The 13,772-nt window shown below is 44.0% G+C and carries 10 protein-coding genes and 1 tRNA gene; 1 reads left to right on the forward strand and 10 read right to left on the reverse strand.

What is annotated here, in order from left to right:
• The 5 genes from KO473_RS03950 to KO473_RS03970 form a co-directional block, all read right to left on the reverse strand.
• Entirely contained in the window at positions 1-471 is a 471-nt protein-coding gene (locus tag KO473_RS03950) for a UpxZ family transcription anti-terminator antagonist (RefSeq protein WP_005819084.1), read from the reverse strand.
• A gap of 19 nt (positions 472-490) precedes the next feature.
• The gene (gene upaY, locus KO473_RS03955; protein ID WP_005776089.1) at positions 491-1,009 is read right to left on the reverse strand and encodes a capsular polysaccharide transcription antiterminator UpaY; all 519 of its coding nucleotides are present in this window, start codon (positions 1,007-1,009) and stop codon (positions 491-493) included.
• Between the two features lie 997 nt (positions 1,010-2,006).
• Complete coding sequence (locus tag KO473_RS03960) at positions 2,007-3,014, reverse strand: hypothetical protein (RefSeq protein WP_005819080.1); 1,008 nt, start codon at positions 3,012-3,014, stop codon at positions 2,007-2,009.
• A gap of 114 nt (positions 3,015-3,128) precedes the next feature.
• A complete protein-coding gene (locus tag KO473_RS03965) occupies positions 3,129-4,142 on the reverse strand; it encodes a hypothetical protein (RefSeq protein WP_005819078.1) in 1,014 nt (337 codons plus the stop codon).
• The gene (locus KO473_RS03970; RefSeq protein ID WP_032530850.1) at positions 4,139-5,233 is read right to left on the reverse strand and encodes a hypothetical protein; all 1,095 of its coding nucleotides are present in this window, start codon (positions 5,231-5,233) and stop codon (positions 4,139-4,141) included. Before KO473_RS03970 ends, KO473_RS03965 begins: the two co-directional genes overlap by 4 nt.
• A 188-nt stretch (positions 5,234-5,421) precedes the next feature.
• Here KO473_RS03970 and KO473_RS03975 point away from each other — a divergent pair, with 188 nt between their 5' ends.
• On the forward strand, positions 5,422-8,451 hold the full coding sequence (locus KO473_RS03975) for a glycoside hydrolase domain-containing protein (RefSeq protein ID WP_005819073.1): 3,030 nt from the start codon (positions 5,422-5,424) through the stop codon (positions 8,449-8,451).
• A gap of 129 nt (positions 8,452-8,580) precedes the next feature.
• Here KO473_RS03975 and KO473_RS03980 read toward each other — a convergent pair whose 3' ends face one another.
• The 5 genes from KO473_RS03980 to feoB all read right to left on the reverse strand — a co-directional run bounded on the left by KO473_RS03980 (position 8,581) and on the right by feoB (position 13,702).
• Positions 8,581-9,333, reverse strand: a complete 753-nt coding sequence (locus KO473_RS03980; protein WP_005819071.1) for a GNAT family N-acetyltransferase — start codon at positions 9,331-9,333, stop codon at positions 8,581-8,583.
• A gap of 150 nt (positions 9,334-9,483) precedes the next feature.
• Positions 9,484-10,566, reverse strand: a complete 1,083-nt coding sequence (locus KO473_RS03985) for a pilus assembly protein N-terminal domain-containing protein (RefSeq protein ID WP_005819069.1) — start codon at positions 10,564-10,566, stop codon at positions 9,484-9,486.
• A gap of 320 nt (positions 10,567-10,886) precedes the next feature.
• Positions 10,887-10,958, reverse strand: a tRNA-Cys gene (locus tag KO473_RS03990).
• Between the two features lie 51 nt (positions 10,959-11,009).
• Entirely contained in the window at positions 11,010-11,222 is a 213-nt protein-coding gene (locus tag KO473_RS03995; protein WP_005818982.1) for a hypothetical protein, read from the reverse strand.
• Complete coding sequence (gene feoB / locus KO473_RS04000) at positions 11,219-13,702, reverse strand: ferrous iron transport protein B (RefSeq protein ID WP_005776077.1); 2,484 nt, start codon at positions 13,700-13,702, stop codon at positions 11,219-11,221. Before feoB ends, KO473_RS03995 begins: the two co-directional genes overlap by 4 nt.
• Between the last annotated feature and the right edge of the window lie 70 nt (positions 13,703-13,772).

Genomic DNA, 13,772 nt, shown 5'->3' on the forward strand with positions numbered 1-13,772 from the left:
CTAATCTATTTCACTATTAGGATACGAATTTTCTTCTAAGCTACGAAGTAATTCAAAAATTTCTTTCTCTTCTTTCGTAAACTCTCTGCTCCCCCAACCATCAATGATGAAATGTGCTTCTTGTGCCAAATCTTCCTCGAATACCTCGCCATAGCAATATGTCAGCAATTGACATTTTAATAGAGAAGCGGAAAGATGATCTAACACAGCAAAAGAGCGATCTAAAATGCTTTGTATCTTAGATTCTTTGTCGCCATCATTGTAAATGGTAGCATTATAACCCATTAACAGGGATAGACAAATCGCTGCTTCTTCCTCAAAAGTGGCACCTTTCATAGAGAAAAGGGCTTCGGACAAGCGAAAAACTTCGGTGTTCAGTTGACGGAAATGATCGGTATAGATGGGAGAGCCATCCGTACCAAGATAAAGCAACTCACGGGCAATGTGTTGCAGATTTTGGACTTGATTCATATAATTTTGAAATTACGAATTACGCTGAAAGAATACGAAGGTAACTTTTAGGTACTTTGACGCTGGCAGACAGAACCCCATGAATGCGGATCACCACATAGGTGCGATTGGCAAGGCTGGATAACTCACCTTCGATACCACAAAACTCTCCTTTGACAACCTGTACTTTTGTACCCACGGTAAGAGGAAGGTCGTCAAAAGTTACATTTTCCGGAGCTAAATCCATCACAAACTTAAAGTCCTCCATCTGCTTGTTGGGGACGATGAGCAAAGTATGGGTATAAAGATCCTTCATATAAAATAAGGGAACGTGATCATCCTTCGTGATGGACCAGGCACGCTCTTTGGTAGTCCGGACAAAAATAAGATTCTTGATAACAGGAACTTCTACCCTACGACGACGATATTTCAGTTGGCGAATGACAAATTGTGTAGGAAGAAAGTATTCTATTCCAAGCTTTTCTAAAGCATTACGAATAGCAAACTCCTGATCCTTCTTTGTCCGAGCGGCAAACCAATACTCCTGTTGTTCAGACATTTATTGTTGGAAATTAAAACTCGATAGGTTACTTTCGGGTGCGCTACGCGGTTTGGACGAGACATCTTTTCTCATTCAAACCGTAAGTATTTCCGAAACTATTTATAGTGGTAAAACGGACGAAATTGTTTCAAAAAACGTTCGTCATTTGAAACACCTTTTTTTGACCTTTTTGAAAAATCCCGTTCTTATGAAAAAAAATATAGATAAAAACACTATTTTTTATTCATAACTCTTTCATTATCAGTAGTGTGTTTTAGTAAAAAAGAGAAAAAAGCAATTTATTTATAAAAATATTTTGTTGTTATAAAAATGTGCCTTACCTTTGTGTTCATAAACGAACGTTTTTTGAAACAATTCCCCCTATTTTTTCTATAAATTCTACATAACGTATATGTTTGTAGCCCAATAATAGGTATCTCACCCTCCTATCACTTACACACAAGATTTTCTCCTCTTACGCGCACGTAAGCACATCTGCTTTTCAAAAAAATACAATATATTTGCCGGAATTATATAAATTATTCAAGTTTCGGAAGTGTAAACCCTCGTTTATAGTTGACAAAAAAGCAAGTACCCCAGCTTTCGCCCGAAAAGTCCATCCGTGAGGCGGAGAAGCGAATTTCAGACTTAACCATCTGAAAAACAACGCCTTTAAAAAGTAGGATTTCTGTTCTCAAAAGCTTTGTTTTAACATAGAGTTAAAGCTTGTTCTTTGGATGCGAATAACAAATTCTTTAAATGCAAAAGACTTGTTATTTGCGCATAAGAATAAGACAGCCTAAAAAAAACGTTAACAATGTTAATTGAAGAAAGGTATAAGGATGAAGATACCGGTTCAGACGGCATAAATTCACTTCTAAGACTTGGGTGCACTCGGAGCAAATGCGATGAATGTATAACGGAAAGAGATTCACCACAGGGTTTCACAGAGTTTCACAGAGTAAAAATGATGAAGAATAAAACTCAGTGAGACTCTGTGTGACTCTGTGGTAAATCATTCTCCTTTTGCCTTCATCAGTTTTCCGGCTTTGAGGTCAATATAATAAAGCATTCCCCGGGCTATCTCCATACGTCCGATTTCCTTGTCCGGAAATTCGGCTAACAGCCCCAACAAATCACCCGTCTCGGGGTCATAGCGCTGTATCTTCCCGCTCTTTTGTACTGACATCAGGAGCTCTCCGCCATAGGACAGCAGTCCCAAAGGCTGTATGGCGTCGTACTTAAATACGGCATCGGAAGTGATATGTGTCTCTTCGCCGAACACAATCTCCATTTTTGAGGGAGTAAACACTTGCAGGCTTTTGTTGTACCAGTCGGTGAGGTACATGCGCCCGTTATGCTCCGCCATGCCATGAATGCGGGGCTGATAGTCATATCCGATTCCTTCGGGTACCTTTACCTTTCCGATCCAGGGGATACGAAACGCAGGCTCGGTAACAGCTTCATAAATCCAATAACCGCGAATGGTATTTTTATCACGCACCATCAGCCTATCGCCACATTCGCGAAGACCGTAACAATGAGTCATGCTGTAAATATCGTCACCCCACTTTCCATCCGAACGCCCAATGGCATTGACGAACTGAAGGGTACGACGGTCGAAAATGTTAATACGAGAGTTGTACATGCCCACAAAAATATAACGGTCCGAAACAGCCATATCTCCTATCTCAGCGTTAAATGTCTCTTTAGTATCTTTCCGCATCCACGAATCGATGCGTCCGATCAGCTCGCCTGTCGTCAAGTTCAACAAAAGAACAGAACGGTCGGCGGCATTATTGTTGGCAACAAATAATGTATCCCCTTTGACCCGTACGGACCGGGGAGTAAAATTGGCCGGAAGCACTCCGGGAATAATCACTTCGCCGGCATCGGTAAACGTGGTATAAACCGGTTCTTCGGGAGAGGTATTGCCTTTATCAGCCGGTTCTTCGTCCTTGGAACAGGATACACAACAGGCAGCAGACAGCAATAATAACAGATATAAAAATTTTAAATTCATGTTTACTTATTTTTTTTGAATTTCATTCACTACAGGGTTTCACAGAGTCTCACAGAGTTTTGTACTCTATATTTTCACTCCGTGAGACTCTGTGATCCTCTGTCGTGAGCTTTTTTAGTCCAACTCGGATATTTCAACAAACATCACTTTTCCCTGTATCAGGCGCGGAGCGTTCGCGTTCCGACCTGAAAGATAGAGCATATCGTTATGGAAAAAGAGGCGTCCCGGAGTACCGAATCCCATTCCTCCGGCAAAAGAAGAGTAAGCGTCCTTCTCCTCTCCGGTGAGGAGATTCACTCTTACGATACGGTTATTGGCACAGACAACGTACATTTCATCCTGAAAGAATCCCATACTCAACGGCTTGCTTTGCATACGGTAGGAACGGACAAAGCGGACCGGCTCTCCTTTCGTAGTAACGGTGGAGGGATCGATTACGAGGATACGCGAACTTTCATAGTCCGATACGTAAATAAGTTCCTTGTAACGTGCCACGGTCTCGAGGTTAAATCCATTGTTGGAAGTTGTGCTGTCGGTGTTCTGGGCAAACACGGGGACCTTGAAACGATTTTCCGGTGTACAGTCCGAAAGCTGTACCACCTTGATTTTTTGTTTATCACGAATAAACAGTTTGTCACCAGCTACTTCGGCAGACTCGCATTGCAACAACGAGCTCGACTGCCAGCCTGTACGCCCGATAGTGGTTACATACGTATAATCGTTTCGGCGAAACATGTCGATCCGGGAAGAGCGGTTCACCACAAAAATATAATCGCTGTTGACGGCTACATCCATCACTTGATTATCGAACTTTTCAGCTTTTCCGTCATACGTCCAACCTGTCAACGAGTAAAGCAATTCGCCGGTGGAGGCACGAACAATCCAGACACCATCCGATCCGTCGGCACGGTTGGCTATAAAAAGGGTATCACCCGAACGGCGCATTCCCACAGGATTATAGTTCTGTGTACCTACACCGATGGCTGCCGCATCCAGCTCTTTTTCAAAAGTCAGTGTAAGGATGGAATCGGTAGTGAAACCGAACCCCGGCATATTGTTTTTATCACATGCGGCAAAAGTGAGCAGCAAAGTCGCCACTACCATAAAAATGCTGTATCTTTTCATCATAACTCTATGTCGGGATTATCGGCATCGTTGATACCGGGGTTATAATCATTGTAACTCTTGAATGGATTGATGATATAAGGCAACATCCGGTGTTTCATCATGTAACGGTATACTTTCGGCACAATCTCGTCGGGCATCGATCCATAACACAAGCTGCTGGAATGGCCGTAACCCAGACAGTGTCCCAATTCGTGAATCCAGACATGAAGCACCCAATTGCAATCTATCGCTACCCGGTTCTGGTAGAAGAAGCCCGAAAGATATTCCTCACGCAATCCCAGTGCGTTTCCTCCGCCAAGTCCGGCGATTCCGGGCCCAGTGACTACTCCGAACACCAGACTTTGCTTATTCAGAATGGATTTCAACAATCCCTCACGGTCAATCTCCTTCCCTGCATCGTTATGGATGCTGCCTTTATAATTCATCAATGAATCACGAAAAATTCCGGAACTGAACATAACGGCCATATTTACCGCTGAAGTGGCATAATAACGGGCTGCATTGGGCGTCATCACTCCCCAGTTACCACTACCGTATTTTCCCATCTGAATGCGGGTCTTCATCTTGATGGTTTTCAACATATCGAATACAGAATCGTTGCATGTAAGCAACAGTTCGTACTGATCGGGAGAAAGCAAAGCCAGATTGTTGACACGGACAGGCTTGCCGCTTTTGGAGGGATAGACTGCCTCGCCCATCTTCAGCGGAGAATCCAACCGGATATTGTAAAAGCCCGGAACTTCTTCAAACTGCATCAGATGGATGGTATCACGCAAATGGGGCATCGTAAGCCATACGGAGACTTCTTTGAAATCGTGAGCCATACCATTGAACAGGCGGAGCTTTCCGTCTGTCATCGATACATTAAGCGGTTGGTTCACATAGAAGGCACGATCGGCCGAAACAATGTCATCAACGCTCTCACCATCTTCAAACATCTGTTCTCCCTGATTGAGAAACTCCTCTGCCGAAATTTTAGTCAAGGCAGGCGGTGTGCCAAAGGCATTGAGAATGTCGACGGTATCATCATCCTGGCAAGCAAACAGAGAGAGTGCCAGAAGCGAAATACCTAAAACTTTCTTTTTGTTCATAGTGTAGGGTTTATTTGTTTTTTGAGGGCGCAAAGATAATACAAAAAGGGAAAATGCAAATAAAGGTGTCCAAATACTGTCCGCCAATCGACAGAGAAACCGCATCTCAAATAAAAACAGGCAAATCTTATCCGATCCCAAACGATTCTTTGTAAATTTGCACATACTTATTTATTAGATAAAACATTATGAAAAAACTCTTTTTATGGGCACTGTCAGCCTTGTTAACCTTTCCGGCAGCTGCTCAGGACTTCGTCCCCGAAGCTTCGTTTTACGGCGAAAACTACTGGACTCCCGACACACTGGGTAATCACCGTGCCGTTGTTTCAATGAATACTCCCGCCACCGTAGCGGAAGCTTATATCCCCTGGCGCAGACGCGACGCCAATCCCGAACAGAAAGGGATTATTGTGATAAATGCTTCTACCGGCAAAGTAGTGGACAATGTACTTCCGGTGGAAATCAACCGTGAGTACGGACGTATCCGGTTCGATGCCAGTACAGGTACAGGGAATTACTATGTATACTATCTGCCCTACCATACATCGGGAGGTCCATACCCCAAAGTGAACTATCCGAAGCAACCTGACAGAGCCGACGCACAATGGAAAGCAATCTGCAGTTCCACTCCGGGAACAAAGGTGACCCGGGCCAAACTGGTCAGATTCGAGTCGTTAGGCAGTTTCAACAGCTTCTATCCGATGGAAATCATTGCCACAGCAAAAGAGAAACAGGCATTGGCAGAAGCCAATAGCAATAAACCGTTCCTGCTGCTACCCGAAGACCGTAAGTTCCCTATCCGTATGTTCGACGATCTCTCGTACCGTCAGGTAACCCAAGGAGCCACCAGCGAATTTTTCGGTGAAGCAGACTTAAACGAATATTATGTATTGCAACTCGGACTATGGGCTTTCAAGAATCCGGTGAACGGGGTCAAAGTAACCTTCACCGACCTGAAAGGTAAAGACGGGATGATTCCGGCATCGGCCATCACTTGTTTCAATACGGAAGGGACCGACTGGATAGGGCGCCCGATGCATCCGGAAGTAAACGTGGGCAAGGGGCGTGTACAGCCGCTTTGGATAGGCATTCAGATGCCGGAACATGCCGGCAGAGGCATTTATAGCGGTAAAGCCATTGTCAGCGATTCATCGGGAGCCTCTCAGGAGGTAAAGATCACGATCAACCTGTCCGACAATGTGCTGGTAGACAAAGGAGACAGTGATTTGTGGCGTTTGTCACGCCTGCGCTGGCTGAATTCACAATATGCCGTAAACGACCAACTGGTGAAGCCGTTCATTCCGATGACGGTGACAGACAACACAATCAGCGTATTGGGACGAAGCGTCACTGCCGGCGAACTGGGGTTACCGGCTTCCATCCGGAGTTATTTCACCGAAGAGATGACCTCCGTTGGCAAAGAAGCCAAAGACATCCTGGCAAAACCGATGGAGCTCGTCATCCGCCGGAATGGAAAGCAACTGCCCGTCACCATCACTTCACCGTTGAAATTCGGCAAGAAGGAAGACGGGATTGTTAGTTGGACAGCTGCCGGGAAGGCCGGATCACTCGATGTGACGGTACATGCCAGCATGGAGTTCGACGGTTTCATGAGTTATCAGATTAAAGTAAAAGCAACCGAAAACACATCGGTAGATGACATAGCTCTGATGACTTCCATGCCGGCAACGACTGCCAAATATCGTTTGGGAATGGGATATGAAGGTTCTCTGCGTCCTAAAAGCGACCGATGGAAATGGAATGTGGAACGCAATCAGGAAGGTTTCTGGTTCGGCGACGTAAACGGTGGAATGCAATGCCTGTTCCGTGCGGAAAACTACCGCCGCCCGCTGAACACCAATTTCTACAAAATGCAACCGCTGAACATGCCGCCATCCTGGTTCAACGACGGCAAAGGAGGTATCAGCTACCGGGAACAAGGGAAACAAGTGGATATCGAAACCTACAGCGGAAAGCGGACCATGACCAAAGGCGAAGAGCTGAACTTCGACTTCCTGGTGCTGGTGACACCTTTCAAACCGATAGACACCATGAAGCAGTGGACCGATCGCTACTATCACGGTTACCAGCCTGCCGAAAAACTGAAAGAGGGTGATGCGCACGCTTATCAGGCGGTAGACGTAGTAGCCGAAACCGGAGCGAACGTCATCAACCTGCATCACGGCAATGCAGTCAACCCGCATATCAACTATCCGTTCTTCCGTCCGGCCTTCATGAAGCAGTACGTGGACGAATCGCATGCCAAAGGTTACAAAGTGAAAATCTACTACACCGTAAGGGAGCTGAACAATCATGCACCTGAGCTTTTTGCCCTGAAAAGTCTCGGACACGAGATCTTCTCTCCGGGCAAAGGAGGAGGATATGCATGGTTGCAAGAGCATCTGGACGGTGACTACATCGCCGCATGGTTTGTAGATGCCTACAAAGATGCAGCCATCGTGAATACCGGCATTTCACGCTGGCATAATTTTTACGTGGAAGGGCTGAACTGGCTGACAAAGAATGTAGGTATCGACGGTGTATATATCGACGACCTGGCTTTCGACCGCAACACCATGAAACGTATCCGCCGGGTACTGGAAAACAATCGTCCCGACCCGCGCATTGACGTTCATTCCGCCAACCAGTTCAATCCGGCGGACGGGTACATCAACAGCATCTTCCTGTACATGGAACACATGCCTTACCTGGACCGTCTTTGGTTCGGCGAATACTTCAAATACGAAAAATCACCGGAATACTGGCTGACAGATGTTTCGGGTATCCCCTTCGGCATGATGAGCGAAATGTTACAGGACGGTGGCAATCCTTACCGGGGTATGCTATACGGCATGACAGCACGCGAACCGATGGAGTCCGTCCCTTCACAACTCTGGAAGGTATGGGATGCTTTCGGTATCAAGGACAGCCGGATGATGGGGTATTGGGTATCATACAATCCGGTGAAAACAGGACGCAGCGATATTCTGGCCACTTCGTTTGTCAAAGACGGCAAAGTGATGATAGCCATTGCCAGCTGGGCAAAGAAAGACAGTGAGGTGAAACTACAAATTGACTGGGAGAAACTGGGGATAGACCCCGACAAGGCAAAACTGACGGCACCTGCTATCAAAGGTTTCCAGGAAGGATTCACACTGTCAGCCAAAGATAAAATCAAAATACCGAAAGACAAAGGCTATATCTTTATTCTGGAGTAAAGATAGATAAAATCAATGAAGGTGTGTCGAGAATGTCTCCATGCGGAATTGACATTTTCGACACATCTTCATTTAAAATATGATTGACACCTTCAGCAAAGCTCACAAAGCATATCCGAATTTATATTTTCACTTTTTGAGTATCCTCTTTAAGTAGTCGACATCCAACAATAAATTCACAGTCTCAAACTTTCCTTTATAGAATACAGCCCAGTTATTGAAAACGCAGGGCAATTCCTTTGCTTTTTGTAACGTATCCACTTGAATGAAAGATACGGGAACGTCATTCATTTCGCAATACTGTTTTATTATTTCAATGTTTTGACAGATATAGGGACATTGCATATCATAGTAAATCGTCAGTTCGTTGCTTTCAATCTCCTGCTTCTTTACATTTTGCGCAAACCGGGGTATTGTTCCGTCAAAAGAAAGCGCAAGCAATTCATATCCGTTATCAGTAGTATCAACAACTTCAAAACCGAACTTCTTTGCAAATGATTGGTCAGAAAGCCAGGATTTTTGTTTTTTTGCTCCCAGCATACAAATACCGGATTTACCCTTTGCTTTGGCATCAGCTAAACAATACTCCATCAATGACTTTGCATACCCTTTTCCTTTGTAACTACCTAAAACCCATAAGCAATATACGTAATAATAGTTATCACCGGTTATGGGGACCCAAGCTGTTTCAAGGGGAGCATATTCGATAAAAACCGTAGCTTTTGCATTCAATTTTCTAAAGACGTGGCCTTCATTCAGCCGATCAGAAAGCCATCGCCGCTTTGCTTCAATACCATGATGTGGCTTTTTACTGCGGATAATGCAACATAAATGCTCACCGGCAAGGTTTTCTGTTGTCAAATTTACAAAATCAGTATCCATACGCACCCTCACTTTAAATTTAGATATTATCAACCAACTGACCGGGATAGTGCCACTTTATGACTATTATTAATAAATCACAAAGCACCAATGTAGTGAATTTAAATGAAGAAACTTCACTGAGGGCTTCCTTCATAAAAAATAATTTTATCACCGTCTTGGTTCTGCATAAACGATATAGCGTGCCGAATCATCTTCGTCAAGTAATAAAACCGCATTGGCGTTATCTGTAACCCATATGGCGCACGGATAGGCATTGGGATATATTTTTTGCTCGGAAAACAGTTCCTTATATAATCGAAAGATCTTTTGCTTATCCTTTTTATCTTCGTAAGTAGGTTGCGAATAGAATGAACAGAAGTAGTTATAAAGCACATCATAGCTTTGGCTCAGATATTTATCGCTTGTAACATTAAAGTATGCAACTTCCACTGATGGGACACCAACATTAAACCGATAAGTAGTCATCAAATCAGGGTTACTGCCGATAACATCAACATAAGAAGTCCACGCCTGTGAAGTATTAGTCACATCCTTCCAATTAAATCCCAGAAAATCTTTATCATTAATGATAGTAACCGAAAGTATGTCTTGGTAAAGCACCTTGTTATCCTTCCATGCTGTAAGGCAAGTTTCATAATCTCCGGGGAATATAAAGCAGTGCCCCCACTCCATAACCAAATGGCTCTTAACTACTCCTTCTCCACTTTCACGTTCATACAACCGATAGCTGCCTTTCTGTCCATTCACTGTCCAGACTATTGAATCGCATACCTCTGACAGTAATCCCATCGTTATAGATTGCGAACCATCATTTGTTAGATAAAAATCCATACGGTCAAAAACATTTTTCCTATTCCCTTTTTTAAGTGCAAGGTGAGGCATCGGCGCTTTGGTCACTTCCACTTTTATCGTGGCAGTCTCTCCTGTTTCATGATCGGTAACGATAATATCGGTTTCTCCATCCCGCTTACCTGTAATTTTGATATCAGAGGCTTCCGTATTTCCACCCCATGTATAAACAGCATCAGCCACTTCACCATCAGTTATATCCAATGTCGTGTTTTCATGGGCCGTCAGCTTTACAGATTCACTACCGCCCAATATGATTTTGCATGAATTTACAGTCAACTCCAAATGGTAGGCAGATTCCGTTTCTTCATTGTTGCAACCAATAAGATTAATTGTGCACAAGAACAACAGTAGTAGTTTTGATAACTTTTTCGTTTTCATTTTTTTATGGTCTTTTTTACCTTTCATGAAAGTACTTGCAAATATAAGAAAAATGCAATACACTCTACTATGTACTGCATTTTTATATGTCTTACGGCATATTATACGGAAATATGGAATCCTCATCTGTCGGATATGCTCAAATGGCTTGTATATGGATTTGGAGGATTGTGTCCTATTATCAATTCTGCAACTTGCTCCCTAATATTTTTTGCTGCAATAGTGTGGAAAGAATGAATTTATTGGTCCCCAGATTGGAATCCAACAAAGAAAAATCCCTTGAAAGCACTTGACTTTCAAGGGATTTAAAGTAATGTTCGAGGTTCCTGGCGGATTCGAACCGCCGTACACGGTTTTGCAGACCGCTGACTAAGCCACTCATCCAAGGAACCTTGTTTCTCGTTTGCGGTTGCAAAGGTAGTACAAATTTTGAAACTACCAAACTATCCGCAGCAATTTTTCTTTGTCTTTTTTTTCTTAGACGAACACTCTTTCCGCTTCTTATCCATCATATCCTTTAATTCACAGCCACTTGCACAACTTGCACAAGGGTTATCATTTTCTTTCACACGACGAAAAAAAACATAAATACCATAGAGGATGCGGGCTACACACAATATAATCAGTAACCCGACAACCCATTCTTGCCAATTCATAAAAACAATCCTCCTATCTGATAAACGGCAAATGAAACAATCCATGCCAATGCTGTGGTATATCCTGCCGTAAAGATAGCCCACTTCCAACTACCGGACTCTTGCTTGATGGCCACCAACGTGGCAATGCACGGGAAGTAGATCAGCACAAACAGCATATAGCTGAACGCTGCAAGCGGAGTGATCGGAATCCGTTCGGCCAGACTGACCGCATCGGCATCGGCATCATTTGTATAAAGTACACCGAGCGTACTTACTACCAACTCCTTGGCACCCACACCGGAAAGAAGACCGATACTCAGCTTCCAATCGAATCCTAACGGTTCAAGTACAGGCTCCACTGCCTGACCTATCTGCCCGATATAAGAGTTTTCCTGCTGTTCCGCCTGGGTAGGATAAGCATTATGATCCGGATAATAGCCCAAAAACCAAATGATAATGGAAGCAATCATAATGATACCTCCCATCTTTTTGAGGTATTGCGCGCCTTTTTCCCATGTATGCCGGAAGATAGACTTCATAGTCGGCATGCGGTAAGGTGGAAGTTCCATCACGAACGGAGTATCATCTCCCTTCACCAGAAAACGGCTGAACAAACGAGCCATAACAACCGCCAATGCGATTCCGATAACATAAATTCCCAATAAAACCAAACTGCCATTATTAGGAAAGAAAGCACCCACCAATACCAGGTAGATAGGCAGACGGGCACTGCACGACATCAACGGATTGACGAGCATGGTGATCAGACGGCTCTTCCGGTTCTCAATGGTACGTGAAGCCATTATTGCAGGCACATTACACCCGAAACCCATTATCAAAGGAATGAACGACTTACCGTGCAAGCCCATCTTATGCATGATTTTATCCATAATAAATGCGGCACGGGCCATATAACCCGAATCTTCCATCAAGGAAATGCAGAAATACAATATCAAGATGTTGGGCAGAAATACAATCACTCCTCCGACTCCACCAATGATACCATCAATCATCATATCCTTCAGCGGGCCCTCGGACATGTTATCCCGAATCAGGTTACCCATCACCTCGACAAGCCACTCGATACCCATCATCGGGTACTCCCCAATTACAAACGTACCCTCGAACATCAGATACATAAAAAGGAAGAAAATGGGATATCCCCAAATGCGATGGGTCACAATGGAGTCGAGCACCTTCGTTGTCTGTTCCTGCTCCAGATGATTGTCGGTGAAAGTTTCTTTCAACGCTCCACTGATAAAACCATATTTAGCATCTGTCAAAGCAGATTCGCTATCTTCGTTCATTGTCTCCTGTATACGCCGGGCCGCTTTATCCCGTTTCTTTTCCACCTCTGCGGCATTGGGCAGAGTATGAATGAAGCGTTCTATTTCAGGATCATTCTCCAGTAATTTGATAGCCAGATAACGGGTAGAATATTTATGGCGGATAAATTCGTTCTTTGAGATTTCTTCTTTCACCGCATCGATAGCCTTCTCCAAATCGGGACCATGATTGATATGAATATGGCGGAATACTTTGCCCACCGGTTCTTTACCATGGGTATAGTCGGCAGGATGTTCACCATGATCCTTAAAGTTAGGCAGGGTCTGATGCCAATCCATGATTTCCTTAGCCACTTCCGGATGGATATGCCCTTTTTTATCAATAAAGTCGGCACCTTCGTAGAGATTGATAACGACATGGAAAAGACGGTCTACTCCGATATTTTTCTTGCAAACAGTAGGTACCATCGGAACACCGAACAAATTGCCCAACAGGCGGTGATCAAGGGTATTACCGCTGGCTTCCAGTTCATCATACATATTGAGGGCTACCACCATGCGTACATTCATATCGATAAGCTGGGTAGTAAGATAGAGATTACGCTCCAGGTTGGAAGAATCGACCACATTAATGATCACATCCGGCGTTTCATCAATGATGTGGCGGCGGACATAAATTTCTTCGGGAGTATAAGCTGACAGAGAGTAAGTGCCAGGTAAGTCGACTATCTTGAAGTGATAACCCTGGAAATCAAAATATCCTTCTTTGGCATCTACGGTCACACCGCTATAATTGCCTACATGTTCGTGGGCTCCTGAAGCCAGATTGAAAAGAGAAGTCTTACCACAGTTCGGATTACCGACCAGCGCCACATTTATCGTACGCCGTTTTCCAAGGGCAACCCGCTTCAAATCTTCCTCTTTTACGTCAATATCTTCAGTCAATCCCTGATGATAAGCAGATTCCTGTGTTTGTAACTTAGCCTCCTGCTCGCTGATGATCTCGATCATATCAGCCTCCTGTCGCCGCAGAGAGATTTCATAACCCATTATTTTGTATTTGATCGGGTCTTTCAGTGGAGCATTAAGCAATACTTCTACGGTTTTTCCCTTGATAAAACCCATCTCCACAATCCGTTTACGGAAGCCGCCGTGTCCCAGCACTTTGACTATGACTCCCTTCTCACCTGTTTTTAATTCGGACAATCGCATAGTGTGTGTACCTCTAATTTTGGCGCAAAGATAATTCATAACTTTGTGGCATGCAAATTATTTAGATTGT

It is taken from the genome of Bacteroides sp. HF-4919 (assembly GCF_018860125.1).